Below are 24710 nucleotides of genomic sequence, written 5' to 3'. Positions count from 1 at the left end.
TGATTTGCGGCGCGATGAATTCGGAGGGAGAGTCGGCCTTCTGTTAATATCCTGAAATCATTCCGTAAGGCAGGGTAGTCGAGAGAGCGTCTGCGAAGCGCTCTCTTTTTTTTGCTTTTCGAGAAAGGGTGCGCCTGCATGCGAGGCGCGGCGCCACGACTCGCCGGCCTGGGTGCCGCCATGCCACCGCTTCACTCCTGACCCGACTCTATGCCAGAATTCCTGACGAGCATCCATTGGGGTGCCGTGTTCCAGATCGTCATCATCGATATCCTGCTAGGTGGCGACAATGCCGTGGTCATCGCGCTGGCATGCCGCAACCTGCCCCCGCAACAGCGTACGCGTGGCGTGCTGTGGGGGACCGCGGGCGCGATCCTGCTGCGGCTCGTGCTCGTGTCGTTCGCGGTTTTCCTGTTGGAAATTCCGTTCATCAAGCTCGCCGGCGGTCTGTTGCTGTTCTGGATCGGCATCCGCCTGGTGCTGCCGGAGCCGGAGAGTCACAAGGACATCACCGCGTCCCACCAGCTCTGGTCCGCGGTCAGGACGATCATCGTCGCCGATCTGGTGATGAGCCTCGACAACGTCATCGCGATCGCCGGCGCCGCGCAGGCCGCGGACGAGGTACACCGCATCGCGCTGGTCGCCTTTGGGCTGGTTCTCAGTATTCCGCTCATCATCTGGGGCAGTCAGATCGTCTTGAAGGCGATCGATCGCTTTCCGGTCATCGTCATCGCGGGTGCCGGACTGCTGGGCTGGATCGGTGGCGGACTGATCATCAACGATCCGGTGACCGACGGCTACCCGATACTCGACACCGCGTGGGCGCAATACTCCGCGCACGGCGTCGGCGCCGGTTTCGTCGTCGTGTGCGGTTTCCTGTTGAAACGGCGCCGCACGCGGCTTGCCTGAAACGGGCCGCGCAGCCGCCGTGCCCAGCCGCGCTGCTGGCGCCGACGCCGCATGCCATCCGGCCGACTGTTCTCCGCACGAAGCGTTGCCTAAGCTGGCACTTCGGACGTGTTCCTATGGGACGCGCGCAGCGGAGGGTGACGATGTCGGCGATTTCCCGTCGTATGGGTTTTACCTTGATCGAACTGATGATCGTGCTCGCGATCGTCGCCCTGACGGCGGCCTACGCGGTACCGGCCTATCAGGACTATGTCGCGCGCAGCCGGGTCGGCGAGGGGTTGTCGCTGGCCAGCATCGCGCGCCTCGGCGTGGCGGAGAATGCCGCCGCGGGCATGCGCTTCGACGCGGGATATGCGTCACCGCCCGTGACGGCGAATGTGCTGTCCGTGACGGTCGACCCCGGTAACGGCCAGATCGCGATTGCCTACACGGACCGGATCGCGCCCGCTGGTTCCAACACCCTGATTCTGCTGCCATCCGTGTCCGGCACTACCGGCGAACGGATCGCGCTGAGCGTGGGCGCCCCGCCTGCGGGAGCGATCGTATGGGAATGCTTCGCCGCGGAAAAGACGGTATCGGCCACCGGCGGACCCGCGCCGGTGGCGGCTGCGACGCTGCCCGGGCGGCTGACGGCGGCGGGATGCCGCGGATGAGACGGGCGGCCGGCCGGCCCGGATCGGTGGCAATACGGGCGGCATGGAAAGAGCGCTGCCGTAAACGACGATGGCCACCTTGTTCAGGTGGCCATCGTGAGAGCCGAAGCCCCGGTACTTACCTATGCAGCGGACCAGTCCGACTGGCCCACCATCTCGTGCCTTACAGCGGCGAGATGTTTGCTGCTTGCAGACCCTTCGGGCCGTGCTTGGTTTCGTACGTCACTTTCTGGTTTTCGGCGAGGGTCTTGAAACCTTCGGTGCGGATTTCCGAGAAATGCGCGAAGAGGTCGTCACCGCCTGCGTCCGGCGTGATGAAGCCAAAACCCTTGCTGTCGTTGAACCACTTGACGGTACCGGTATCCATGATAAATCCTTGAAGTAAAAAAGTTGCCACTGCCTTTCGGAGCGAAAGAAGTATCAAGGAAGAGAGAGGACAACGAATACCGCGGAGATGAGGCGGAAAATGATGAACAGCAATCAAGCTTCTTGAAAACTTCAAGCACGAGAGTACTTGGGCAGGGAAGACGTGTCAAGCGCTTTGTGCGAGGCCGGTTGGGAGCCGGCGGGCGCTGGTTATTGCCGTGTTCTGGCGGAGGGCGTGGGATTCGAACCCACGAAGACCGCGAAGCCTTGCCGGTTTTCAAGACCGGTGCAATCGACCACTCTGCCAGCCCTCCGAAGGCGGAATTGTACCCGTTTTCGAACGCCGAACCCATCCTTTTGCCGCTCGCCTGCCCGCCTCGATACGAGGGAACGCGGCGTTCGCCTGCGTTACCCACCTTGGCGATCGACGGGACCCTATGCGCACCGTCGCACTGGATCCATTGCCGGGGAAGCGAGCATGCAGGCGGACGAACAGGATGCGGGCGCGTACCAACGCCTGCTCGACGAAACCGGCGCGAAAGTCCGCATCGGCGGGCTGGTGCTCGACGAAGCCGGCATGTGCTGGCTGCGAGTAGGCGGGACGATAGTGGTCGTGCGGCAGGATTTGCGGCTACAGGGTCTGCTGCTGTTTCGTGAGGTGATGGAGTCGCCCCCGGATGCGCCGCCGCCACTGGCCGCCGGCGCATCGCTCCATCCCTTGCTGGATGGCATGCCGATGTTGTGCCGTCTGCCCGAGGACAATCGCCTGGTGTGCATGGCGTTTTTGCCATTGGTGGAGTTCGCGCCGTCGCGCCTGCTGCACCTGCTGGCGCGTTTGGTCGATTGGCGATCGTCCGCCTGCGCCGCGGCCACGTCGACGCGGGAGCGTGAGTGAACGCCCGTTACGATGTTTCGCCTGCGTCCAGGGGAGATACCGTCCTGCTCCAACGCACCGCGCACGGCTCGCGCCTCATCCCCTGTGCCGGATGGCGCGTCAGGGAGGCAGGAACAAGGCCTGCAGATCGTTCAGAAAGCGCCGGCCCAGCGGCGTGGGGGCGATCCGTTCATGGGTGCGGCTCAGCAGACCGCGTGCCACCGCGTCGCGCAGCGCGGGTTCGATCGCGGTCATCGTCAGCCCGGTGCGTTCGATGAAGCGATAGACCGGAAAGCCATCCGACAACCGCAGTGCATTCAACATGAATTCGAACGGCAGGTCGCGGGTGCCGATTTCGTTCGATTCCTGGATCGCGTCGCCGGCCAGCGCCTGCTGCATGTACGTGGCGGGCTGCTTGTAGCGCATCTGCCGTACGATGCGCTCCGGAAACGAGAGCTTGCTGTGGGCGCCTGCGCCGATCCCCAGATAGTCGCCGAACTCCCAGTAGTTCGTGTTGTGCGCGCTGCGCCGTTTCGGCCTGGCGAAGGCCGACACTTCGTAGTGCTCGTAACCCGCGCCGGTCATGCGCGCGTCGATCCAGTCCTGCATGTCGGCCGAGGCGTCCTCGTCGGGCAAGGCCTGCGGCGGAAATTTGTGGAACAGTGTGTTCGGTTCGAGCGTCAGGTGATAGAGCGACAGATGAGGCGGGGCATAGGACAGCGCGGTGTCGATGTCGCGCCGGCACGCGTCGAGGGTCTGCCCGGGAAGCGCGAACATCATGTCGAGATTGAAATTCTCGAACGTGCGGGCGGCAATATCGGCCGCGGTGCGTGCCTCGTCGCCGCCATGGATGCGGCCCAGCGCCTTCAGATGGCCGTCGTCGAAACTCTGGATGCCGACCGACAGCCGGTTCACGCCGCTGTCGCGGAACTGTGCGAACTTGTCGGCCTCGAAGGTGCCGGGGTTCGCCTCCAGGGTGATCTCGGCGGTGGGGTCGAGCGGCAACAAGGCACGCAGGTCGGCGAGCAGGCGGTCGAGTCCCGCGGCGGACAGCAGACTGGGCGTGCCACCGCCGATGAACACGCTGTAGATACGGCGTCCCCAGATCAGGGGCAGCGCCTGCTCCAGGTCGGCACGCAGCGCGTCGAGATAGGCCTGTTCGGGCAGGGCGCCGCCGCCGGTCCATTCATGCGAATTGAAGTCGCAATACGGGCATTTGCGCACGCACCACGGAAAATGCACATAGAGCGACAGCGGCGGCAGCGCGGTCAATCGTACCCGCCCCGGCGTCATGAAGGCGCGCACCACGACATCCGGGTGCCCGGCTTCCGGCAACGCCGCGTCCTGTGGCGGGGCGGCCGGGGAAACCGGTGCAGCCGAAGCGAGCGGCACGATCGGGATGGGCTTGCCGGTCGGCGCGCTCATAATGCGTTTGCCGCGTCGTCGAGCCTGGCGAGCAGCACGCGCAGCGCCTGCGCGCGATGGCTACAGGCGTTCTTCTGCGCGGCATCGAGTTCCGCGGCGCTTTTCCCCCGCTCGGCGATCCACAGCAAGGGATCGTAGCCGAAGCCGTGGTCACCCCGCGGCGCGTCGAGCAGCACGCCGTCCCAGCGGCCGTCGGCGATCAGCGGCTGGGGGTCGTCGGCGTGGCGCACCAGGACCAGCACGCAATAGAAATAGGCGCGGCGATCCGCGTGCGGGGCGATGTCGGCGAGCAGCCGGGCATTGTTCGCCGCGTCCGATTTTTCCCCGCCGCGCAGCGCCGCGTAGCGCGCCGAATGCACGCCCGGCGCGCCGCCCAGCGCCGCGACGCAGAGGCCGGAATCGTCGGCGAGGGCCGGCAGACCGGTGACGCGCGCCGCGTGACGCGCTTTCTCCAGAGCGTTCTCGACGAAGGTGGCGTGGGGCTCCTCGGCTTCGCCCACGCCCAGTTCGCCCTGTGGTACCAGATCGATGCCGGCCGCGCCGAGCAATGCGGCGAATTCGCGCAGCTTGCCGGCGTTGTTCGATGCGAGGACCACTCGGCGCCGCGTCGCGCCGGGGAGAGCGGAAAGCGACGCGTCAGGCAAGATCACGCTCCAGCGCGGCGCGTTGCGCGGCGATCAGTTGTGCGATGCCGTCGTGCGCGAGGTCCAGCAGTGCGTTCATATCGTCGCGCGAAAACGGCTCGCCCTCGGCGGTTCCCTGAACCTCGACGAAGCGGCCCTGGCCGGTCATCACGACGTTCATGTCGGTGTCGCACTGCGAATCCTCGCTGTAGTCCAGGTCCAGAAGCGGGGTGTTCTCGAGCATGCCGACCGATATCGCGGCGACGAAATCGGTGATCGGCGTTTCCGCGATGCGGCCGCTCTCGAGGAGCGTGCGTACCGCGTCGTGCGCGGCGACGAACGCGCCGGTGATGCTGGCGGTGCGGGTGCCGCCGTCGGCCTGGATCACGTCGCAGTCGATATGCAGTGTGCGCGGGCCGAGTTTCTGCAGGTCGAACACGGCGCGCAGCGCGCGGCCGATCAGGCGCTGGATCTCCTGGGTCCGGCCGGTCTGCTTGCCGCGCGCCGCCTCGCGGTCGCTGCGCGTATGCGTGGCGCGTGGCAGCATGCCGTACTCGGCGGTGAGCCAGCCTTCGCCGCGGCCGCGCAGGAATTCCGGCACGCGCTCGACGACGCTGGCGGTGCAGATGACCTGCGTGTCGCCGAACGCGACCAGCACCGACCCCTCGGCGTGCTTGGTAAAGCCGCGCGTGAGACGGACGGACCGCAGCGCGTGCGCCGCGCGGTCGTCGCGACGGGAAGGAGGCGAGGCAGGCGCGGCAGGGAGGAGAGTCATGGCGGAATCCGGAACGAGGCGATAAACCCGAAGTGTAGCCGAGGCGCCGCGGCATCGTCGGGCTGTCGCGCAGGCGATGCCGTGGCGATGCTCGGCCGCTGCAATGGGTTTCGACGAGGCTTCGATGAGATAATGCGGTTTTGGACGAGGAGCGGCCGCGCGCGGGCCTCCGGCGATCCGTTTCGCGCAGCGCGGGCCGCGCGATCTTGAGAGGCGACAGATGATTTTCAGCATGACGGGGTATGCGATCGCGACCCGTGAACTGACCCCGGCGACGGTGCCGGGCGGGGGGCAGCACGCGGGATCGACCAGCGTGTCGGTGGAACTGCGATCGGTGAATTCGCGTTTCCTCGATCTCCATTTCCGGATGCCGGACGATGTGCGGGCCTGCGAGCCGGCGTTGCGCGAAATGCTGATGGCCGATGTGGCGCGCGGCAAGGTGGAGATCCGCATCAACGTACAGCGCGCGGAAGCGGTATCGAGCGGTGGCCTCGACCATGCGGCGTTGACGCAGCTCGCGGCGTTGCAGGAGGCGGCACTCGCCGTCTTTCCGGGGGCGGCACGGCTGGGCATGGGCGAAATGCTGCGCTGGCCCGGCGTGATGGCCGATAGCTCGGTCGCCGGCGACGTGCTGCGCGCGGCAGTGCTCGCGTGCGGCCGCGAGGCGCTGACCGGACTGCTCGCCACCCGGGGCCGGGAGGGGCAGGCGCTGGGCGCCGTGCTGCGTGAACATGTCGCGGCAATGGAGGCGATCGTCGCCGACATCGGGCCGCTGGTGCCGGAGTTGGTCGCGCGTCACCAACAGAAGATCGTCGAACGGTTGCGGGAGGCGCTGGGCGTCGCACTGCAGGAGGGCGGCACGCCGACGATCCCGCGCGACGAGGTGATCGAGCGGATCCGTCAGGAGGTGACGGTGTATGGCGTGCGGATCGATATCGCCGAGGAACTCACCCGCCTCGCCACCCATCTCGCCGAAACCCGGCATGTGCTGGACAAGGGCGGCAAGGTCGGCAAGCGGCTCGACTTCATGATGCAGGAACTGAATCGCGAGGCGAACACGGTGGGTTCGAAAGCCGCCGCGAAGGAACTGGCGGACGCGGCAATGGCGCTGAAGCTGCTGATAGAACAGATGCGCGAGCAAGTGCAGAACCTGGAGTGAATGACACGATGCATAACGAACGCAACGAACGTCGCGAGTCCGATGGATTCCTTCCGCGGCAGACCGCGGGGCGCGGCAACGAGGCCTATCCGGGCAACCTTTTCATGGTGGTCGCGCCGTCGGGCGCGGGCAAGTCGACGCTGGTCAACGCACTGCTCGAGGGCGACCCGGGCATCATCCTGTCGGTGTCGTACACGACGCGGCCGCCCCGCCCGAAGGAACTGGACGGGCGCGAATATCACTTCGTGAGCGCCGAATCGTTCCTGGATCGGCGCGCGCAGGGGGAGTTTCTGGAAAGCGCCGAGGTGCACGGCAATTACTACGGCACGTCGCGGCTCTGGATCCAGGAGCAGATGCGCAACGGCCGGGATGTCCTGCTCGAGATCGACTGGCAGGGCGCGCAGCAGGTGCACCGGCAATTCGGCAACGCGGTGGGCATTTTCATTCTCCCGCCGTCGCTGCCGGCGCTCGAGGAGCGTCTCAAAAAACGTGGCCAGGACGAGGAAAACGTCATCGTGCGACGTTTGCTTGCCGCCGGCAGTGAGATCGCGCATGCGCCCGAGGCCGAGTATGTCATCATCAACGAGGACTTCGACACGGCCCTGGCGGAGCTGCGCCAGGTGGTCGCGGCCACGCGGTTACGGTTCGCCTCGCAGTATGCGAAGCACACGAAGCTCTTCGTCGAACTCGGGATTCATCTGCCGCAGGCGGATTGAGCCCGGCGTGATGTAAAATAGTGCAAATTCAAGAAGGATGGACCTGACATGGCACGTATCACCGTTGAAGACTGCATTGCGCGCGTTCCGAATCGCTTCGAACTGGCGCTGGCGGCTACCTACCGCGCGCGGCAACTCGCGCAGGGCCACACCCCGAAGATCGACAGCCGCGACAAGCCGACCGTCGTCGCGCTGCGCGAGATCGCCGCCGGTTACTTCACGGCCGAGGAGTTGTTGAAGAAGGTTCCGGTCTGACGTCTGCCGTCCGGCCCGTACCCGCGTTTTCTCCTCCCGTGCGGCGCGGCCCGCGCCGCCGACCACCCCCGCTTGCACTCTAGCCAGGAGGCGACCATGAGTCCTATCCCCTCGTCCGCCTCCGCGCCTTCCGACCTTTCGGACGCGCCGGTCTTCGTCTCCGATGAGAATACCCCGCCGGTGCCCCATCAGGACGCGCTGCCCGGGGACGCCGCAGACGGTCCGGACGCCGATGCCGATGCCGATGCCGATGCCGGCAATCCGCAGGGCACCGCGCGGCGTTACATCGATGCCGTGCTGGAACAGTCGTTCCGGCACCTGTTCGGCCCGACCAACACGCCCGAGCAGCCGCGCAAGCATGAAGTGGTGTCGATCGCCCGTCTCACGGGCATGCTCGCCGAATATCTGAGCGAATCGGAAATCCGCGAGATCAAGCTCGCCTTCCATTTCAGCGACGAATCCCACCTCGGCCAGTATCGGCAAAGCGGCGAACCCTACATCACGCATCCGGTCGCGGTCGCCGAGATCTGCGCGGGCTGGAAGCTCGACGCGCAGTCGATCATGGCGGCGCTGCTGCACGACGTCATCGAGGACACGGGGGTCTCGAAGATCGAGCTCGCGGAACGGTTCGGCCCGAAGGTGGCCGAACTGGTCGACGGTCTGTCCAAGCTCGACAAGATGGAGTTCCGCAGCCGCGAGGAAGAGCAGGCGGAGAACTTCCGCAAGATGCTGCTGGCGATGGCGCGCGACGTGCGCGTCATCATCGTCAAGCTCGCCGACCGTCTGCACAACATGCGCACCCTCGGCGCCGTGCCGCCCGCGAAGCGCCGGCGCGTCGCGCGTGAAACGAACGATATTTATGCGCCGATCGCCCATCGGCTCGGCCTGAACAATACCTATCGCGAGCTGCAGGACCTGAGTTTCGCGAATTCCCATCCGGGCCGCTACGCGACGCTGTTCAAGGCGGTGAAATCCGCGCGCGGCAACCGTCGCGAGGTCGTCGGCAAGATTTTGGAATCGGTGCAGCAGACGCTCGTCGACGCGACGCTGCACGCCGAGGTGACCGGCCGCGAGAAAACCATCTACAGCATCTATCACAAGATGCGCGACAAGCAGCTGTCGTTCTCGCAGGTGCTCGACGTCTATGGCTTTCGCGTGGTCGTCGAAGGCGCGCTCGACTGCTATACCTGTGTCGGAGCGCTGCATGCGCTCTACAAGCCGGTGCCGGGCAAGTTCAAGGACTACATCGCCATTCCCAAGGTCAATGGCTATCAGTCGCTGCACACCACGCTGCTCGGCCCGTTCGGCACACCGATCGAATTCCAGATCCGTACCCGTTCGATGCACGAGATCGCCGAGTCGGGCGTTGCCGCGCACTGGCTGTACAAGAACGGCAGCGCCGATCTGAACGACGTGCAGGCGCGGGCGCACCAGTGGCTCAAATCCCTGCTGGACCTGCAATCGGAGGCGGGCGACTCGACCGAGTTCCTGGAGCACGTCAAGATCGACCTGTTTCCGGACGCAGTCTACGTCTTCACGCCGAAATCGAAGATCATGGCGCTGCCGCGCAGCGCCACCGCGCTGGACTTCGCCTATGCGGTACACAGCGAACTGGGCAACCAGTGCGTGGCGGTGCGGATCAACAACGAACTGCTGCCGCTGCGCACCGAACTCAAGAGCGGCGATATCGTCGAGGTCATCACCGCGCCGTACTCGAAGCCGAATCCGGCCTGGCTGGGTTTCGTGCGCAGCGGCAAGGCGCGTTCGGCGATCCGGCATTATCTGAAGACGATGCGGTTCAACGAATCGATGCAGCTCGGCGAACGGCTGGTGGAGCAGTCTCTGAAGGCATATGGCCTGTCGCTCGCCAACGTCCTGCCGGAGGTGTGGGACAAGCTCGCGCTCTGGACGGGCAACAAGACGCGGCACGAAATCTTTGCCGACATCGGCCTGGGCCGGCGGTTCGCCGCCGTGATGGCGAAACGCATCGAGGTGCTGGTGAACGGCCATGAAAATGGCGGCGACAGCAGCCATGAGGCGGACGAAGAAGGCCGCAACGACGCGCTGTCGTCCATGCCTTTCGGTCCCAGCGGCGGGCCGCCCGTCGTCATCACCGGTACCGAGGGCATGGCGGTCCAGTTGTCCGCCTGCTGCCGGCCGATTCCGGGCGACGATATCATGGGGTACATCGGTATCGGACTGGGTATGGCGATCCATACGACCGACTGCCGCAACGCGCGCCGGATCCACCATCGGGATCCGAGCCGCTGGATCGACGTCGCGTGGGCGCCGCAGCCGGGTCGTCTGTTCGAGGTGGGGGTCAAGGTGCTAGTGCGCAATACGAAGGGCGTGTTCGCGCGCGTGGCCGCCGACATCACCACCGCTGCGAATATCGTGCACGTGGCGATGGACGAGAACCTCGAGCAGGAATCCACCACGCTGCGCTTCATCATCCAGGTGGGCGACCGCGTGCATCTGGCCAATGTGATGCGACGGGTGCGGACCAACCCGGATGTCATGCGCATCAGCCGCGAGAAACCGAGCGAGGATGCGCATGCCCGCCTGGACCCCCTGGGGCTGCGGGTCACCCGGGAACGCGCGGACTTCTGACGGCGCGGGGGCCTAATCCGTCCTGCGGGCAGGGTAGTGCACGTCGAGGATATCGAGTTGCTCGGCGCCTGCCGGCGTGTGCAGCGTAACGGCGTCGCCCACCCGGGCTTTCAGCAATGCCCGGGCGACGGGCGAAATCCAGCTGATGTGACCGTGGTCCAGATCGACCTCGTCGACGCCGACGATCGTCACCTGCCGTTCCTCGCCGGCGCGGTTCGCGTACAGTACGGTCGCCCCGAAGAATACCTGGTCGACATGCTCCTGCAGGCTGCTGTCGACGACCTCGGCGATATCCAGCCGTTTCGTCAGAAAACGAATGCGCCGGTCGATCTCGCGCAGGCGGCGTTTGCCGTAGATATAGTCGCCGTTCTCCGAGCGGTCGCCATTCGAGGCGGCCCAGGACACCATCCTGACGACTTCGGGCCGGTCGACATCGAGTAGACGCAACAGCTCGTCGCGCATCGTGCGATGTCCGGCAGGGGTCATGTAGTTCTTGGTGCCAGCGGGAATCGCGACGGCGCCGGTTTCCGGATCGTCGTCTTCGTCGCCGGTGGATTCCTTGACAAATGCCTTGTTCATGCGTGCCTGGCGAATGGCCGGCGTGGTGCGCCGACGAAGGGTGAAGGGAATGTCATCGAGATTACACGAAACCCCGGGACGCGTACCTGCAGCATAAATTCAAAAAAATACTTTTCTTTTTTCGCGAGATGGCTATAATTACGTCTCCAAGTCGTGCGGCTGTAGCTCAGTTGGATAGAGTACTTGGCTACGAACCAAGGGGTCGTGGGTTCGAATCCTGCCAGCCGCACCAGTTATACCGTAGTAAATCAGAGGCCTAGGTGCTCGCGCACCCGGGCCTTTGTTCTTTCGCCGCCTGGGAGTGGGTTGTGAACAAGTTCGATATCGAAAAGGGCAAGGGTCTGAAGTTGACCAATAGCCTGAAGGCCGGAGGGGCGTCGGTCCGGTTCGGACAAGAGGCGGCCCAGCCGAAGCCGGACAAGCGCGAACAGCGTCGTCTGGATCAGGAAAAGGGCTTGGTGCCGTTCGCATGCAAACTGGATGCGGAACTTGTCCGGCAACTGCAGGAGCGGGCAGCCGCGCATGCGGGCGACATGAGCGAAGCGCTCGCCGAGCTCCTGACCAAGGCGGGATTGCAGCCGCGCGCCTCGGCGGCGAAATAAATACCATTTTTACAGTTTTACCGTGCGGCTGTAGCTCAGTTGGATAGAGTACTTGGCTACGAACCAAGGGGTCGTGGGTTCGAATCCTGCCAGCCGCACCAATTCATGCCGTAAAGAAAAGCCCGGACGTCCAACGTTCCGGGCTTTTTTCTTATCGGGAACGGAACGTGCTACTTATAGGCCGCTGCGTACGGTTTACCACCGACAGTGGCCTGCGCCAAGCCTATTCTTGCTACAGGACGATCAGTCGCCTGCCAGCAAGCGTGCCGGCAAAAGCGCGGCAACATCCGTCCTGACGCCTTGCTGGAATCATGGTTTTTAGCGTCTAGGAAGCACTCTTGCCTTAACAGGAAGCGAGAGCCGCTTGGGAATGGGTCAGCCACTGTCTCGATAACCAATGTGAGACCCATGGTAAGCACTTCGGAAAAGACGTGCCGCCAAATCGATTGAATGCGAAGGGCGCGTATTGCATACTCGCCGACTGAAAATTCAACAAACCTAGAAGAGACCTGCCATGCATTTTCCCAAGCAACTCCTGCTCTGTTCCGCACTGCTGTCGACGCTGGCTGCCGGTGGTTGTGCACTCGGCCCGGGCGATCAGGCATCGAACGATCCGCCCCGGCTGGTGAACAGCTTCGGCAGCAACAAGCCGAACGTGTGGGACTTCGCCAGTTCGTTCGGCCCGGTACCCAGCACGCTGCAGGCCGAAGGCGATTCGCTGTGCCACAAGCAGGGCCTGAAGCGGGCCGTGGGCTACCATCCGAAGGCCGAGCATCCGGACGGCACGTCGTACGACGGCGGCGGTTTCCTGTGCGCGCGCCCGGACACGAACAACGGTTGATGTGCCCGCGTGGCGGCGTGCGTCGCTGTCGGACCACGCCAAGCCACCTAGCCTGCTAGACTGAAAAGTAGGCGAGCCGGCATCCCGGCTCGCATCCCTACAGGAGACAGCGGCCCATGGTGGATCTGGAGCGATTGAAGCAGCACCCGGAGCAGGCAACACCCGAGGACGTCAGCGAACTGATTCGCCTGCTCGAACTCGCGCGTGTCGCTTTGCCATCCTACGCGGATGGACAAACGCCCCGCCCGGATGGCGAGATCGGCGACATCAAGTCGGTTCCGCGGCAATAGGCAAGACGCCCGAATCGTGGGCAGCAGGCGAAAGCCATAAAAAAAGGCACTCCGGGGAGTGCCTTTTTTGCATTCCGCTGTCTGTCTCCCCGGAACGGGTCCGGAGAGGCATCATGCGGGAAGCTGCTTAGAAGCGGTGACGAACGCCAACCGTTGCGGCAACCTGCTTGTTCGTGCTCGACTGGCCGAGGCCGTTGATGGTCGCGCCGCCCAGGTTCGAAGTGCCGTTGACGCGAGCGTACACGCCTTCGACATACACGTCGGTACGCTTCGACAGCGAGTACGACGACATCAACGAAGCGGTGTGGTACTTCGGCGATTCGTCGCCAGCAGCAAAGCCCGACTCACGCGCTTGCGTGTACGTGTACTGTGCCGACAGGTTCCATGCCGGGGTCACGTTGTAGCGTGCGTTGACTTCGTAGTTGTTGAAGCGCAGGTAGGCGCCAGCCGGAAGGGCGGTCGCGGTTCCGTTCGGCGAGTAGGAGCCTGCGTTGTCGAACTTGCTCTGCGTGAACACGAAGCCGACGACTGCGGGGCCGAACGCATAGTTCACGCCGCCGCCGAACGTGCGCTGCTTGGCTGCTGCGATCGTTGCGTCGGTCACTGCACCCGTCGTACCCAGAGCCGTCGTCGCGCTGTTCAGCGAGTTGTTCAGCTGCAGGTACGCGCCGGCGAAGTTGAAGCCAGCGTACGAGTACGACACGCCGCCGCTGAATGCGCGGTTCGTTTCGAAACCGTTGGCGTTGTTCGAGAAGCCATACAGACCGCCGAACTTCAGGCCGTTGTAGTTTGCGCTCGAGAACTTGACCGAGTTGCTGATACGGAACGAGTTGTCGAGGTTGTCGTTGTCATACGGGTGAGCGGCGAACGTGCCGCCGTAGCCCGTACCCGTCAGCGACAGCGGGCCCATGAAGTCAACCAGCGAGTCGTATTGACGACCCAGGGTAGCGGTACCCCACTGGCTGCTCGACAGACCGACGAACGCCTGACGACCGAATTCACGGCCTTGCTGAGCGAATGCGCCGTTGGCGATCGAGAAACCGTTTTCCAACTGGAAGATGGCCTTCAGACCGCCACCCAGATCTTCGGCGCCGCGCAGGCCCCAACGGCTGCCGTTGATCCCGCCGCTTTGCAGCGCGTAGCGGTGACCGCTGTTGCCTGCCGTCGTACGGACGTTGTTGGTGTACGTCACGCCTGCATCGATCAAACCATACAGGGTCACGCTGCTTTGTGCGTTTGCAGCGGTGGCGAAAACGCCGGTCAAAGCAGCGACGACGAGAGTCTTTTTCATTGCGTTCTCACTCCAAGTGTAATCAGTGGTAAAGCCCCGGAAACAGCAGCCCCATTGTTTGAGGGGGCCGTGGGCTGCGCTGGCGGTGCGATGACTTCTGCATCACTCGGCCACCGGGTCCGTTTCCAGACAGAGGAGAGTGTAAGGACTCGTTTCCCCATGGCATATTCCTAAATGGGAAATGATATGTTGCTGAATGTGAAATAATATTGAAACACATTTATACCTATAAAAAACATAGGCTTATGTCGAAAAATTCGCGTGGTGCATGTCGCGTCAACCCTGAGCATGTTGTCTCTACACCACGAGACTTTAGGCATTTTTCTATGGGCCGACGTATTTTGGGTAGTTTTTCCGACAGTGAGGCCAGGTTAACATCTGTCACAAAGTTCAATTAATGAAAAAAGCCTGCTTTGGAAGCAGGCTCTTACGAATCCTTACATTGGAAGGAAGATTAACTATGGTGCTTCAGCGGACGGCCGGAAAAGGAGTCGAGGCGGGGGGTATCCTCGTCCGCCACGCTTTCCTGCGACCAGTCCTCGAGAAAGTAGCGCCTGCCTTCCATCGGACAGGTCGTCAGGTTCTGCAGATGGTCGCCGTGCCAGCTTCCGGCGAAGCAGGCGATCGGTTCGTGATGGGCAGGATCGATCGCAGCGGGTTTTTCATTGCGAAGGACATCCGCCAGATGAGCAAGTGCCTTGTTGATTCCATCGATCATCATGTGCTCCCGGAACATTGCGGCAGGTTCGGTCAATGCCCCATTTTAGTGCCGCAACATCGTGTTACAAGCCACGTAAACCCTTTTTTTGAATGATATGCCTGTATCCGAAGTGCGCCGGCTCGCGACAGGTAATTTTTGCACTATTTTTTCGCCTTCGCTGTCAGTACGCGGGAGTCGCGATATACAGCCAAGACACCTACCAGAAATACACATAATGTATTGATTTATATTAATTTAATCAAAATTAACTGTTTTCGGGGATGCCGCGCAATGGAAAATCTGTGCGTAAACCCTCCATAGCAGGCGGTGCGCGATTCCTGTATAAATTAATTCAGCCAGAGATTTTCGTTTAAGACCTCATTTAGAGATTCGCCGTGTGGAAATTTTTACTTGTTCTTACGATGCTTGAACTCGTGCTGGCTTTCGTCAGCTTTGCAATCGTCCGTGCTGGAGCAGAGCGTTACCCGGTGGAATCCGACGGCCACCGCGATATTCTGGAAGTTTGAGTGCGAAGCAGGATGGGGGCGGCGCGCGGCTGGTACGGATGGACGGTGGTGTTGTGGGTGTTGATCGTCACGCCGCTCACGTATCGTCTGAATGCCGCCCAGCTTGCTCCCGCAACACAGTATGCGGCGGCGCTGGAACGCGTTGACGCCCTGGGTTGGAACGAAACGACGGCTGGCGCGCGAACCGCGCTTACGCCGGATGCCTACTTGCTGGCACGTGCGGGGGAACGCGAGCGTTACAACGTCCTGCACGTTTGGCGGCTGCGAATGGCTGCCGGGGCGTTGGCGATGATCGCCGGTGGAACCCTTCCCTTTCTCTTTTTCGTTTTTCTTCGTCGTGCGCAGATCGGAACCGTTCGATCGCGATGAATTCCCTGCACCCTCATGCAAAAAGCCCGCAATACGCGGGCTTTTTGCATGGTACGTCCGGCAGCGGGGCTAGGGCTTGTCCGCCGTGCGCGGCATGAGCGCGGCTGTGCGGCGTTGCCCGGCGGCACTCGATCCGTACAGGGATGCACCGTAACTGTCGGCGCCGGACATTGCCGCGCCGGTGGTCTGTGCCGGCTCGTCGCCCACCTGGGCGCGGGAGTAGTATTGCGCTGCGTCAGCGGGCTGTGCGCGATTGGCGGCAAGCGGCGAAATGTCCGATTCGCTTGCGGCCGGCGCGGCCGCGACATCCTGTGTCGAACTTGACGTGGCGAGGTCCTGCGGGGTGGTGGCCGCGGCGGGGACGCTGCCTGGCGTTTGCGCATCGGCCTTTGCATGAGCAACGGCGGCAGCGGACGCGAGAGCGATGGAGCCGAACCAAAGGGTCATCTTTTTCATGGACATCTCCTAATTGAAGCGTTTCAGGGGAGCCGATCGAGCAGGCGACCAACGGTCTCAATGTAGCAAAGCAAGGTCTGCGCGATGTTAAAAGATGTAAGGGCCTGTGAAACTTCGCTTCAACCGACGATGTTCATGCGGTGCCGCCAGCGCTTCCCGTCGTGCAGACATTTTTCAGCGCGGTGCGCAGTGCATGGCTTTCCTCCGCACCCAGCGTCGTCATTTGCGTCGTCCACCGGGCCAACGCATGCGACAGGACGATGGGACAATCGTCGCGGTCACGCAAGGGGGCGACACGAACCAGCGCCGGCAACATGCTTTGCGAGATACGGTAGTTTTCCCCGCGCGACGATTCGAATGCGGAAGGGGCGACCTTGGCGGGCGCCGGACCGGTTTTCCAGCTGGCAAACAGTGCGCTCTGCAACTGCTTGGCGGCCTGGGTCTGGTCGTCGAAAAACGTTTTCGCGAAAACCGGATCGAGACCGTAATGCGGCGCGAGTTCGTCCATGCTTTGACGCAGGACGTCATCGGCCGTTCGATCCTGCACTGCTGTCTGGTGGTTCTGCCATTTCCACTGCGCTGTCGACCGCACCGCCGAGAGTCGCGCGGAGGCCAGCGAAATGAGATTCAACATGAGGCCTTCCGCCAATGGCGCATCCGTGGCTGCGCCGCATGGCAGGCTCCCCAATGCGAGTGCCCCCGCGAGGGCAAGGGCGATCCCGCGACCAGGCCGGCTGCGGCGGCGCGCATGCGCGTGCGAGACGTTGGCCGCGAGGAAACGGCGACGGATACGTAGGGGAAAGGACATGCGGAACCTGACGAAAGGGACATTGGCCTAGCATAGCCGATGTCCCGCGGTGCCGGGCACATGGGTGCCTGCCTGATATCGAATACGTCCCGCGCCCCGGGTCAGCCGTGGGGCAGCTTCCCGTTACGCTCACGAGCGCGCAGTGCGCACGGGCAGCGTAATGCAGGATGTCAGGTGGGGACGGCGCCCTTGAAAGTGACTTCCGCGAGGAACGCCTGGACGTGAACCGGCAATTCCGCCATCAGAAATTCCACTGCGGTGGGTTCCGGATCGGCTTTCGCGACATTGGCGGGCGGCGGGGCGACGGGGCGGGCTTCCATGATCTATCTCGACGGGGAATGGTTACATTCGGAACGGGTGAAGGGCAAATGTGCGGCGGCCTGATGGCGATTTCGCTTGACGCGTTTCGAATATAAACTTGTCAATGATTATCTTCCTCACATTCTGTTTCCGCCAGATGACACCGTGCGAAATCGTGGAATGCGTTGTTTTAAGGAGACGATTGAGGAGACGAATTCAGGGGCTTTGGCGAGGGCAGGTGCCGGCGGGAGGCATGTTCACCGCGAGGGGCGTTCGTGACGGTGCGAAAGCGCACCTGGAAAACAAAAAAGCCCAACCGAATGGGCTGGGCTTTCTTGCTTGAATCTCTGGTGCCGGAAAGAGGAGTCGAACCCCCGACCTTCGCATTACGAATGCGCTGCTCTACCAACTGAGCTATCCCGGCGACGAAGAAAAGAAATTATAGCTGGCTTTTTGAATTACGCAAGCATTTGGCTAAACTATTTCTCCGCAGCTGCGCTCAGGCCTCGTCGTGGTACCGGGTAACGCGCTCGACCTCGTTTTTCGAACCCAGGAACACCGCGACGCGTTCGTGCAGACGCTCGGGAACGATATCCATGATGCGGCGCTTGCCGTCGGTCGCCGCGCCTCCGGCCTGCTCGGTGAGGAACGCCATCGGATTCGCCTCGTACATCAGACGCAGCTTGCCCGGCTTGGACGGGTCGCGCTTGTCGGCCGGATACATGAAAATGCCGCCGCGCGTCAGTACGCGGTGAACGTCCGCCACCATCGAGGCAATCCAGCGCATGTTGAAGTCCTCGCCACGCGCGCCGTCGGCGCCGGCCTGCAACTCGTTCACGTAACGCGTGACCGGTGGATGCCAGTGCCGGGCATTCGACGCATTGATCGCGTATTCATGCGTGTCCTCGGGGACGCGCATTTGCGGCTGCGTCAATACCCACGAACCCAGCTCCCGGTCGAGCGTGAAGCCGTTGACGCCGTCGCCGGTCGTCAGCACCAGCATGGTTTGCGGACCGTACACCGCGTAGCCCGCGGCGACCTGCCGCGTGCCTGCCTGCAGGAAGGACTGGGTCGTCGTGTTGACGCCGTCGGGCGAGCGCAGCACCGAGAAGATCGTGCCGATCGAGACATTGACGTCGATGTTCGACGAACCGTCGAGCGGATCGAACAGCAACAGGTATTCGCCCTGCGGATATTCGCTCGGAATGGGATGGATTTCCTCCAGTTCCTCGGAGGCCATCGCCGCGAGATTGCCGCCCCATTCGTTCGCCTCGAGCAGGATCTCGTTGGAAATCACGTCGAGTTTCTTTTGCACCTCGCCCTGCACGTTCTCGCTGCCTGCCGAGCCCAGCACGCCGCCCAGCGCACCTTTGCTGACGTTGTAGCCGATGACCTTGCAGGCCCGGGCGACCACTTCGATGAGGAGGCGCAAATCGGCGGGCAGTTTCTGCGTCTTGCGTTGTTGTTCGATCAAATATTGGGTAAGCGTGGTACGACGTTGCATCACAGACTCCGCGAGCGTTTCAGTTAGACGGGATTCTACATGGCCGAGGGCCCGGCCCCGACATGATCGTTGTCGGCCCGGATGCGGTCGCCTGCGTGCGGGCGACCGCATCCGTGTGGGTTCAATCGGCCAATGCCTTTTCGACGATTTCCCTGACATCCTTCGAGCGAACCACCGCGTTCACCTGTTCCAGCGCCGCGCGCATCTTCTGCTGCAACGCCGGGGTGAACTTGCGCCAGCGTTCAAGCGTGCGGGCGAGACGTGCGGCGACCTGCGGATTCATGGCATCGAGCGCGATGACCTGCTCGGCCCAGAACGCGTAGCCGGAGCCGTCCGGACGGTGAAATTCCGCCAGGTTCGCCGCGCAGAAGCTGAAGATCAGGGAGCGCGCGCGGTTCGGATTGCGCAGCGTGAATGCCTGATGGGCGAACAGGCCGCGCACGATGCCGATGGTGGGAACATCCGGGCGGCCGGGCTGCGCCGCCTGCAGCGCGAACCATTTGTCGATCACCAGCGGCTCTTTTTCGAACATCCGGTAGAAGTGGTCGAGCGCAGTGCGGGCTTCGTCGCCGCCCAGATGCACCAGCGCCCCCAGCGCGGCGAAGCGGTCGGTCATGTTGTTCGCCACGTCGTACTGGTCGCGTGCGAGCGCCGCGGCCTCGCTGGCGTCGTCGAGTTCGACGAGGTAGGCGAGCGCCAGATTCTTCAGTGCCCGGCAGCCCGCGTCCTGCGGCGTCGGGCGGTAGTCGCCCAGCAGCCGGTTGGCCTGGTAGACCGCCAGCCAGTCTGCGCGCAGCGCGCCGGCCAGTTGCCGGCGCAGCGCCTGGCGCGCGCGGTGGATTGCGTCGGGGTCGGCGACGTCGAGCTGTTCGATCAGGTAGGCTTCGGACGGCAGCGTCAGGACCAGTTCGCGAAACGCCGGCGCGAGCGTGTGGTCGCGCAGCACCAGCCCGTAGGCATCGACGACGGCAGCATCGAAGGTCGGCGTCGCGCCGCGCGCGGCGGCGCGGGCCGCGGCGAGCAGCGCTCGCGTGGCAAGCCGCTGGCCCGCTTCCCAGCGGTTGAACGGATCGCTGTCGTGCGCGAGCAGGAAGGCCAGCTGCGCATCGGTGTAGTCGTACTCGACGACGACCGGCGCGGAGAAATCGCGCAGCAGCGAGGGCACCGGCTCGACCGGCACGTCGACGAAACGCAGGGTCGTGCGGGTTTCGGTCAGCTCGAACACGCGGCTGAAGACCGGAGTCGACGTGGCGGCCTCGCCATCGAGGCGCAACGGCAGGTCCGTCCCCGTGGGGCCGACGAGGCCGATCGTGAACGGGATCAGCAGCGGGTCCTTCGCGGTCTTGATCGCCGGATTGTCCGGATAGGATTGCGTTAGCGTCAGTTCATAGGTTCGCGCGGCCGGGTCATAGGCGCCACGCACCGCGACGCGCGGCGTGCCCGCCTGGCTGTACCAGCGCTCGAATTGCGACAGGTCGCGCTGGTTCGCATCCGCCATCGCGGCGCGGAAATCGTCGCAGGTCACGGCCTGGCCGTCATGACGGCGGAAGTACAGGTCCATGCCGGCGCGAAACCCCTCGCGCCCGAGCAGGGTCTGATACATCCGCACCACCTCGCCGCCCTTCTCGTAGATCGTGACGGTGTAGAAATTGTTGATTTCCTGATAGCTCTCGGGCCGTACCGGGTGCGCCATCGGTCCGGCATCCTCGGCGAACTGCGTCTGGCGCAGCATGCGCACGTCCTCGATGCGCTTGGTCGCGTGGGCGCTGCCGGTATCGCGGAGCCGGGCCGCGCCGCCGCTGTTTCCTTCGCCCGCCGCCATGTCGGCGGAAAACTCCTGATCGCGAAAGACCGTCAGCCCTTCCTTCAGGCTCAACTGAAACCAGTCGCGGCAGGTGATGCGGTTGCCGGTCCAGTTATGGAAATACTCGTGGCCGACGACGGCTTCGATGTTCGCGTAATCGGCATCGGTCGCGGTCTCGGGACGGGCCAGCACGTATTTCGTGTTGAAGATGTTGAGACCCTTGTTTTCCATCGCGCCCATGTTGAAATCGCTCACGGCGACGATCATGAAGCGGTCCAGATCCAGGCCCAGCCCGAAGCGGCGTTCGTCCCAGCGGATCGAATGGATCAGCGAATCGAGCGCGTGCCGCGTCTTGTCCAGATCGTGCGCCTCGACCCAGACCTGCAGGAGCTTGCGCTGGCCGCTGGCGTCGGTGATCGTTTCCTCGACGCAGGAGAGCTTGCCCGCAACCAGCGCGAACAGATAGCTCGGTTTGCGAAACGGGTCTTCCCAGCGGGCGAAATGCCGGCCGTCTTCCAGCATGCCGGTCTCGACCAGATTGCCGTTCGACAACAGCACCGGGTAGGCTTCGCGGTTCGCGCGCAGCGTCACGGTGTACACCGACATCACGTCGGGGCGGTCCGGGAAGAAGCTGATCTTGCGAAAGCCTTCCGCTTCGCACTGGGTGAAGAAGTTGCCGTTCGACACATAAAGCCCCGACAACGACGTGTTCTCGGCCGGCTTGCAGGCGGTGACGAGCGTCAGCTCGAAGGTCTCGGGCACATCGTCGATCACCAGGCCCGTGGCCGTGAGCTGCGACGCGCAGGCGTGACCGTCGATGCTGGCCGACAGGAGTTCGAGTTCCTCGCCCATCAGTTCGAGGCGGCGCGTGAAGACCGCGTCCGGGTTGCGCCGGATCGTCATCCGGTTGCGGGTGATCGTGTGATCGGCCAGCAGGTCGAATTCGAGATCGACGGTATCGATCAGAAAGGCCGGCGGCGCGTAGTCGTGCCGGCTGATGACGGGGTTGACGGCGGGACTGGCCGGCGAAGCGGTGCTGATATCGGGCATGATGATCCAGGCGGTCGGGAGCCGCGCGCTGAGCGCGGCGGGGCAATCGGTCCATTGTACAAAAGCTGGCCGATACCGGCCCGTGGTCATTTTTATTGCGTGAAAAAAACCGTGCGCGGCGGGATGGCATGCATTCCGGGGTCTGCCGGTTTGCGGCGATAATGGCAACGGATGCATTGCCGCGCGGGCTCGAACGATATCCGTGCACGCCCGTGCGATCTGGTTGGAGAAGGGACCCCATGATGACGATCGAACGTTGCCGCGGCCGCCTGCTGGCGGTCGTCACCATCGCGCTGAGCGGCTGCGCGAATTATCTGAGCGCGAACGTCACCGCCTTTCAGGACTGGCAGGGCAGCGACCGCGACCGGACCTATACGTTCGAGCGCACGCCCGCCCAGGAAAACGATCTGGAGCAGGCGGCGTACGAGGGACTGGTCGATCGGGAGCTGTCGACCTACGGCTTCCGGCGCGTCGCGCCGCCGCCGGAGCAGACGGGGGCGAAAGGTGGCGCTGGCGGCACCGGCGGTACCGGCGCGGCGGCGCACTATGGCGTCAGCCTCACCTACGGTCAGCGCGACACCGTCGCCTATGCGCCGCAGTTCCTGGATTACGGCGGTTGGGGTTTCGGCGGTCCGTGGGGCGGTGGCCGGGGCGCGTGGGCCGGACGGGGCGGCGCGTTCGGCGCCGGCTGGGGAACGGCGCCGATCGTCGACGTGCCGTACGCCGCATCGGCCTCGCAGTTGACGCTTCGTATCCGCGAGCGGCCGAGCGGACGCGAAGTCTACAAGGTGAGCGTGCGTTACGACGGCGAGCGAACCGCGCTGCCGGTCGTGATGCCGTATCTGGTGCGCGGCGCGCTGTTCGATTTTCCGATGCCGAACGGCACGAGTCGCGAGGTGCGCATCCCGTTGGGCAAACGCCACGCGAGCGCGACGAACGAGGTTGCGCTGCCGGCGTCCGGCCCGGCACGCTAGCCGCGCCCGCCGCGTGGCTGTCGTGCGCGCCGCACCGTCGTCCTGATACATTGCCGCACGCCGCAATGTTTTACTGCGCGGCGTCCCAGTGCCGGTCGAGCCGCGCCATCATGCCGGCGCGTTCGTCCGCGGAGATGAATGCCGCCTCGAAGCTGTTCGCGGCGATCGTGCGGACCTCGGCGGCGCTCAGCGTCAGCGCGTCCGCCGCGGCGATGTAGTTCGCGTTTACGTAGCCGCCGAAATAGGCCGGATCGTCCGAATTGATCGTGATCGCGACGCCGGCGTCGAGCAGGGACTTGAGCGTGTGCTTGCGCATGTCGTCGAACACGCAAAGTTTCAGGTTCGACAGCGGGCAGACCGTCAGGGCGATACGGCTGTCGGCCAGCCGCCGCACCAGCGCCGGGTCCTCGCTCGCCCGCACGCCGTGATCGATCCGGTCGACTTTGAGCAGATCGAGCGCCTGATAGATGTAGTCCGGCGGTCCTTCTTCCCCCGCGTGCGCGACGGCCCGCAGTCCGGCACGGCGCGCCTGCGCGAACACGCGCTCGAATTTGCTGGGGGGGTGCCCCAGCTCGGACGAATCCAGGCCGACACCGATCAACCGGTGGGCGTAGCGCCCGAGCAGCGGCAGCGCCTGCGCGAGCGCTTCATGCGCGGATTCCTCCGACAGATGCCGCAGGAAGCAGAGGATCAGGCGGCTGGAGAAGCCGTCGGCGCGTTCGGCCTCGGCCAGCGCCGCCTCGATGCCTTCGAGCATGGCGGCCATCGGCACGCCGCGTTCGGTATGCGTCTGCGGGTCGAAGAAGATCTCGGAGTGGATGACGTTGTCCGCGCGCGCGCGTTCGATGTAGGCGCGCGTCATCTGATAGAAGTCTTCCGCCTCGAGCAGCACGCCGGCGCCGGCGTAATACACGTTCAGGAAGGATTGCAGATCCGTGAATGCGTAGGCGGCGCGCAGGGCTTCGATCGACGCATACGGCAACGTGATGCCATGCCGTTCGGCGAGCGCGAAAATGAGCTCGGGCTCGAGCGAACCCTCGATGTGGATATGCAGTTCGGCCTTCGGCGAGCCGGCGATCTGATGCAGGAAAGTGGGATCCATGGTCGATTCCAGTAGGGGCGAAGGGAGGACGGGCGGAGCGTGGTTGAGTGTAGCCGTAGCGGGCATTGCCCTGCCGCCAGAATCAGTCGCGCCACTCGGTCCGGGAGGAGAACGCGGGCGTGCGGCCCAAACCCGGCCCGCCCGGCTGGCCTGGCGCGATCGCGGGCTGCACGTCGTGCCGATGACGTCGTTCGCGCACCTGCAGCAGTTGCGCGGCGATCGAGACGGCGATGATCTCCGGGGCGCCGCCCCGCACTGCCTCGATGCCGATCGGGCAATGCATGCTGCCGATCCGCAGCGGGTCGATGCCGCGCGCGGCGAACAGATGCGCCATCGCGTGGCGCTTGGCGTGCGAGCCGATCACGCCGAGGTAGGCATGGTCGCCGCGCCGCAGCACGCGTTCGGCCAGTACCTGATCGAGCGCGTCGCTATAGGTCGCGATGACGAAGCTGGACTGCGGCGGCGCGCTCGCGACGCACGCCGGTGGATCGTCGCACGCATCGGCGGTGACATTGGCCGGCAGACCGTCGCCGACGCGGGCGGCCAGTTGCGCCGGCCGGTCGTCGATCCAGCTCACCTGGCAGGGCAGGGTGGCGAGAATGCGCACCAGTGCCGCGCCCACGTGCCCGGCGCCGAACAGCATGACCGGGAAGGGCGCCAGCACGATGGTCTCGGTCAGGAGCGGGCCGGCGTCCCAGAGCAGGCAATCGGGCACCGCGGCGGGTTCGGCGTCGGACAGCAGCACCGGGCTCGTATCGGCGAAGCTGACGGTCCGCACGCTCGCCTCGCCGGCGCCGAAGCGCTTGCCCAGCGCGCTGACCCAGCCGAGATCGGCGATGGTCAGCCGTTCGAAGGCGAGCGTCGCCACGCCCCCGTAGGGTTCGTTCGAAGCGATCCGTTCGAGGCGGCGCGCCGTGCCGGGCGCGGTATCGCGCAGCAGCAAGCGGCCGATTTCGATGGCCCGCCATTCCAGCGGACCACCGCCGACGGTATGGAAGGCACGGTCGCGCGCGACGATCATCTTGACGCCGGTCTCGCGTGCGGCGTTGCCGTCCGTGGCGGCGACCGTGACCAGCACGGCGTCGTCGCCATGCACCAGGAGCTGCTGAAGGTCGCTCAGCCAGGCGTGCCAGCCCTGCATCGTCATG

The 24710-nt window shown here is 64.2% G+C and carries 27 protein-coding genes and 4 tRNA genes; 15 read left to right on the top strand and 16 right to left on the bottom strand.

The annotated features are described in order from the left end of the window. Positions 1–210: 210 nt before the first annotated feature. Positions 211–909: a TerC family protein gene (locus OVY01_RS16015; protein ID WP_267848562.1), complete on the top strand. Its 699-nt coding sequence runs from the start codon at positions 211–213 to the stop codon at positions 907–909. A gap of 116 nt (positions 910–1025) precedes the next feature. Then, positions 1026–1562 carry a pilin gene (locus tag OVY01_RS16010; RefSeq protein WP_432422258.1) on the top strand — a complete coding sequence of 179 codons (537 nt, stop codon included), beginning with the start codon at positions 1026–1028 and terminating at the stop codon, positions 1560–1562. Positions 1563–1725: 163 nt separating this feature from the next. On the opposite strand, the gene OVY01_RS16005 is transcribed toward OVY01_RS16010, so the two are convergent. Beyond that, positions 1726–1929, bottom strand: a complete 204-nt coding sequence (locus tag OVY01_RS16005) for a cold-shock protein (RefSeq protein WP_267848560.1) — start codon at positions 1927–1929, stop codon at positions 1726–1728. Positions 1930–2152: 223 nt separating this feature from the next. Further along, positions 2153–2242, bottom strand: a tRNA-Ser gene (locus OVY01_RS16000). A 164-nt stretch (positions 2243–2406) separates the two neighbouring features. On the opposite strand from OVY01_RS16000, the gene OVY01_RS15995 reads away from it, so the two are divergent. After that, on the top strand, positions 2407–2823 hold the full coding sequence (locus OVY01_RS15995; protein ID WP_267848559.1) for a CesT family type III secretion system chaperone: 417 nt from the start codon (positions 2407–2409) through the stop codon (positions 2821–2823). 99 nt (positions 2824–2922) lie between these two features. Here the strand turns inward: OVY01_RS15995 and hemW are convergent, their stop codons facing one another. The 3 genes from hemW to rph all read right to left on the bottom strand — a co-directional run bounded on the left by hemW (position 2923) and on the right by rph (position 5625). Then, the gene (gene hemW, locus OVY01_RS15990; protein WP_267848584.1) at positions 2923–4095 is read right to left on the bottom strand and encodes a radical SAM family heme chaperone HemW; all 1173 of its coding nucleotides are present in this window, start codon (positions 4093–4095) and stop codon (positions 2923–2925) included. 128 nt (positions 4096–4223) lie between these two features. Beyond that, positions 4224–4871 carry an RdgB/HAM1 family non-canonical purine NTP pyrophosphatase gene (gene rdgB, locus OVY01_RS15985; RefSeq protein ID WP_267848558.1) on the bottom strand — a complete coding sequence of 216 codons (648 nt, stop codon included), beginning with the start codon at positions 4869–4871 and terminating at the stop codon, positions 4224–4226. After that, positions 4864–5625, bottom strand: a complete 762-nt coding sequence (rph, locus tag OVY01_RS15980) for a ribonuclease PH (RefSeq protein ID WP_267848583.1) — start codon at positions 5623–5625, stop codon at positions 4864–4866. The genes rdgB and rph overlap by 8 nt, the downstream gene beginning before the upstream one ends. Before the next feature lie 220 nt (positions 5626–5845). Here rph and OVY01_RS15975 point away from each other — a divergent pair, with 220 nt between their 5' ends. From OVY01_RS15975 to OVY01_RS15960, 4 genes are all read left to right on the top strand, one after another. After that, the gene (locus tag OVY01_RS15975) at positions 5846–6784 is read left to right on the top strand and encodes a YicC/YloC family endoribonuclease (protein WP_267848557.1); all 939 of its coding nucleotides are present in this window, start codon (positions 5846–5848) and stop codon (positions 6782–6784) included. Positions 6785–6888: 104 nt separating this feature from the next. After that, on the top strand, positions 6889–7500 hold the full coding sequence (gene gmk / locus OVY01_RS15970) for a guanylate kinase (protein WP_267848582.1): 612 nt from the start codon (positions 6889–6891) through the stop codon (positions 7498–7500). 48 nt (positions 7501–7548) lie between these two features. After that, positions 7549–7755, top strand: a complete 207-nt coding sequence (gene rpoZ, locus OVY01_RS15965) for a DNA-directed RNA polymerase subunit omega (protein WP_267848556.1) — start codon at positions 7549–7551, stop codon at positions 7753–7755. 105 nt (positions 7756–7860) lie between these two features. Continuing rightward, positions 7861–10365, top strand: a complete 2505-nt coding sequence (locus OVY01_RS15960) for a RelA/SpoT family protein (RefSeq protein WP_267848581.1) — start codon at positions 7861–7863, stop codon at positions 10363–10365. A 12-nt stretch (positions 10366–10377) separates the two neighbouring features. Here OVY01_RS15960 and greB read toward each other — a convergent pair whose 3' ends face one another. Next, on the bottom strand, positions 10378–10944 hold the full coding sequence (gene greB / locus OVY01_RS15955; protein WP_267848555.1) for a transcription elongation factor GreB: 567 nt from the start codon (positions 10942–10944) through the stop codon (positions 10378–10380). Between the two features lie 155 nt (positions 10945–11099). Between greB and OVY01_RS15950 the strand changes: the two genes are divergently transcribed. The 5 genes from OVY01_RS15950 (at position 11100) to OVY01_RS15930 (ending at position 12677) form a co-directional block, all read left to right on the top strand. Next, positions 11100–11176, top strand: a tRNA-Arg gene (locus OVY01_RS15950). 76 nt (positions 11177–11252) lie between these two features. Next, entirely contained in the window at positions 11253–11546 is a 294-nt protein-coding gene (locus OVY01_RS15945) for a hypothetical protein (protein WP_267848554.1), read from the top strand. Positions 11547–11570: 24 nt separating this feature from the next. Continuing rightward, positions 11571–11647: transfer RNA gene (locus OVY01_RS15940), tRNA-Arg, on the top strand. 413 nt (positions 11648–12060) lie between these two features. Next, positions 12061–12387, top strand: coding sequence for a hypothetical protein (locus OVY01_RS15935; RefSeq protein WP_267848553.1), 327 nt, complete (start codon positions 12061–12063; stop codon positions 12385–12387). Between the two features lie 116 nt (positions 12388–12503). Further along, a complete protein-coding gene (locus OVY01_RS15930; protein ID WP_267848552.1) occupies positions 12504–12677 on the top strand; it encodes a hypothetical protein in 174 nt (57 codons plus the stop codon). A 127-nt stretch (positions 12678–12804) separates the two neighbouring features. Here the strand turns inward: OVY01_RS15930 and OVY01_RS15925 are convergent, their stop codons facing one another. Together OVY01_RS15925 and OVY01_RS15920 are read right to left on the bottom strand one after the other, a co-directional pair. After that, positions 12805–13968 (bottom strand): porin, encoded by a 1164-nt coding sequence (locus OVY01_RS15925; RefSeq protein WP_267848551.1) that lies wholly within the window; start codon positions 13966–13968, stop codon positions 12805–12807. Between the two features lie 454 nt (positions 13969–14422). Next, positions 14423–14686: a hypothetical protein gene (locus OVY01_RS15920; protein WP_267848550.1), complete on the bottom strand. Its 264-nt coding sequence runs from the start codon at positions 14684–14686 to the stop codon at positions 14423–14425. A 377-nt stretch (positions 14687–15063) separates the two neighbouring features. On the opposite strand from OVY01_RS15920, the gene OVY01_RS15915 reads away from it, so the two are divergent. Continuing rightward, positions 15064–15195 carry a hypothetical protein gene (locus OVY01_RS15915; RefSeq protein WP_267848549.1) on the top strand — a complete coding sequence of 44 codons (132 nt, stop codon included), beginning with the start codon at positions 15064–15066 and terminating at the stop codon, positions 15193–15195. A 45-nt stretch (positions 15196–15240) separates the two neighbouring features. Then, positions 15241–15564, top strand: coding sequence for a hypothetical protein (locus tag OVY01_RS15910; RefSeq protein ID WP_267848548.1), 324 nt, complete (start codon positions 15241–15243; stop codon positions 15562–15564). A gap of 69 nt (positions 15565–15633) precedes the next feature. Here OVY01_RS15910 and OVY01_RS15905 read toward each other — a convergent pair whose 3' ends face one another. The 6 genes from OVY01_RS15905 to pepN all read right to left on the bottom strand — a co-directional run bounded on the left by OVY01_RS15905 (position 15634) and on the right by pepN (position 21486). Then, positions 15634–16020, bottom strand: a complete 387-nt coding sequence (locus OVY01_RS15905) for a hypothetical protein (protein ID WP_267848547.1) — start codon at positions 16018–16020, stop codon at positions 15634–15636. A gap of 133 nt (positions 16021–16153) precedes the next feature. Then, entirely contained in the window at positions 16154–16654 is a 501-nt protein-coding gene (locus OVY01_RS15900) for a chorismate mutase family protein (protein WP_267848546.1), read from the bottom strand. A 344-nt stretch (positions 16655–16998) separates the two neighbouring features. Then, a complete protein-coding gene (locus OVY01_RS15895) occupies positions 16999–17148 on the bottom strand; it encodes a hypothetical protein (RefSeq protein WP_267848545.1) in 150 nt (49 codons plus the stop codon). 328 nt (positions 17149–17476) lie between these two features. Further along, positions 17477–17552: transfer RNA gene (locus OVY01_RS15890), tRNA-Thr, on the bottom strand. Positions 17553–17627: 75 nt separating this feature from the next. Then, the gene (locus tag OVY01_RS15885; protein WP_267848544.1) at positions 17628–18632 is read right to left on the bottom strand and encodes a class 1 fructose-bisphosphatase; all 1005 of its coding nucleotides are present in this window, start codon (positions 18630–18632) and stop codon (positions 17628–17630) included. A 121-nt stretch (positions 18633–18753) separates the two neighbouring features. After that, positions 18754–21486 carry an aminopeptidase N gene (gene pepN / locus OVY01_RS15880; RefSeq protein ID WP_267848543.1) on the bottom strand — a complete coding sequence of 911 codons (2733 nt, stop codon included), beginning with the start codon at positions 21484–21486 and terminating at the stop codon, positions 18754–18756. Between the two features lie 242 nt (positions 21487–21728). On the opposite strand from pepN, the gene OVY01_RS15875 reads away from it, so the two are divergent. Continuing rightward, complete coding sequence (locus OVY01_RS15875) at positions 21729–22460, top strand: DUF4136 domain-containing protein (RefSeq protein WP_267848542.1); 732 nt, start codon at positions 21729–21731, stop codon at positions 22458–22460. A gap of 70 nt (positions 22461–22530) precedes the next feature. On the opposite strand, the gene OVY01_RS15870 is transcribed toward OVY01_RS15875, so the two are convergent. Beyond that, positions 22531–23562, bottom strand: coding sequence for an adenosine deaminase (locus tag OVY01_RS15870; RefSeq protein WP_267848541.1), 1032 nt, complete (start codon positions 23560–23562; stop codon positions 22531–22533). An 82-nt stretch (positions 23563–23644) separates the two neighbouring features. After that, the gene (gene xdhC, locus OVY01_RS15865) at positions 23645–24709 is read right to left on the bottom strand and encodes a xanthine dehydrogenase accessory protein XdhC (protein WP_267848540.1); all 1065 of its coding nucleotides are present in this window, start codon (positions 24707–24709) and stop codon (positions 23645–23647) included. Between the last annotated feature and the right edge of the window lies 1 nt (position 24710).

Source organism: Robbsia betulipollinis, assembly GCF_026624755.1.
GTDB lineage: Bacteria > Pseudomonadota > Gammaproteobacteria > Burkholderiales > Burkholderiaceae > Robbsia > Robbsia betulipollinis.
The sequence above is the reverse complement of the archived record's forward strand: the minus strand, read 5'-3'. Positions and strand labels throughout refer to the sequence as shown.

Coding starts and splice junctions, on each gene's coding strand:
- rph (WP_267848583.1), bottom strand. CDS start 5,625: ATGACTCTCCTCCCTGCCGCGCCTGCCTCGCCTCCTTCCCGTCGCGAC.
- gmk (WP_267848582.1), top strand. CDS start 6,889: ATGGTGGTCGCGCCGTCGGGCGCGGGCAAGTCGACGCTGGTCAACGCA.
- OVY01_RS15885 (WP_267848544.1), bottom strand. CDS start 18,632: ATGCAACGTCGTACCACGCTTACCCAATATTTGATCGAACAACAACGC.
- OVY01_RS15930 (WP_267848552.1), top strand. CDS start 12,504: ATGGTGGATCTGGAGCGATTGAAGCAGCACCCGGAGCAGGCAACACCC.
- hemW (WP_267848584.1), bottom strand. CDS start 4,095: ATGACGCCGGGGCGGGTACGATTGACCGCGCTGCCGCCGCTGTCGCTC.
- OVY01_RS15875 (WP_267848542.1), top strand. CDS start 21,729: ATGACGATCGAACGTTGCCGCGGCCGCCTGCTGGCGGTCGTCACCATC.
- rpoZ (WP_267848556.1), top strand. CDS start 7,549: ATGGCACGTATCACCGTTGAAGACTGCATTGCGCGCGTTCCGAATCGC.
- OVY01_RS15870 (WP_267848541.1), bottom strand. CDS start 23,562: ATGGATCCCACTTTCCTGCATCAGATCGCCGGCTCGCCGAAGGCCGAA.
- OVY01_RS15925 (WP_267848551.1), bottom strand. CDS start 13,968: ATGAAAAAGACTCTCGTCGTCGCTGCTTTGACCGGCGTTTTCGCCACC.
- OVY01_RS15995 (WP_267848559.1), top strand. CDS start 2,407: ATGCAGGCGGACGAACAGGATGCGGGCGCGTACCAACGCCTGCTCGAC.
- greB (WP_267848555.1), bottom strand. CDS start 10,944: ATGAACAAGGCATTTGTCAAGGAATCCACCGGCGACGAAGACGACGAT.
- OVY01_RS15920 (WP_267848550.1), bottom strand. CDS start 14,686: ATGATCGATGGAATCAACAAGGCACTTGCTCATCTGGCGGATGTCCTT.
- xdhC (WP_267848540.1), bottom strand. CDS start 24,709: ATGACGATGCAGGGCTGGCACGCCTGGCTGAGCGACCTTCAGCAGCTC.
- OVY01_RS16015 (WP_267848562.1), top strand. CDS start 211: ATGCCAGAATTCCTGACGAGCATCCATTGGGGTGCCGTGTTCCAGATC.
- OVY01_RS16010 (WP_432422258.1), top strand. CDS start 1,026: ATGGGACGCGCGCAGCGGAGGGTGACGATGTCGGCGATTTCCCGTCGT.
- OVY01_RS16005 (WP_267848560.1), bottom strand. CDS start 1,929: ATGGATACCGGTACCGTCAAGTGGTTCAACGACAGCAAGGGTTTTGGC.
- OVY01_RS15975 (WP_267848557.1), top strand. CDS start 5,846: ATGATTTTCAGCATGACGGGGTATGCGATCGCGACCCGTGAACTGACC.
- OVY01_RS15935 (WP_267848553.1), top strand. CDS start 12,061: ATGCATTTTCCCAAGCAACTCCTGCTCTGTTCCGCACTGCTGTCGACG.
- OVY01_RS15900 (WP_267848546.1), bottom strand. CDS start 16,654: ATGTTGAATCTCATTTCGCTGGCCTCCGCGCGACTCTCGGCGGTGCGG.
- pepN (WP_267848543.1), bottom strand. CDS start 21,486: ATGCCCGATATCAGCACCGCTTCGCCGGCCAGTCCCGCCGTCAACCCC.
- OVY01_RS15895 (WP_267848545.1), bottom strand. CDS start 17,148: ATGGAAGCCCGCCCCGTCGCCCCGCCGCCCGCCAATGTCGCGAAAGCC.
- OVY01_RS15905 (WP_267848547.1), bottom strand. CDS start 16,020: ATGAAAAAGATGACCCTTTGGTTCGGCTCCATCGCTCTCGCGTCCGCT.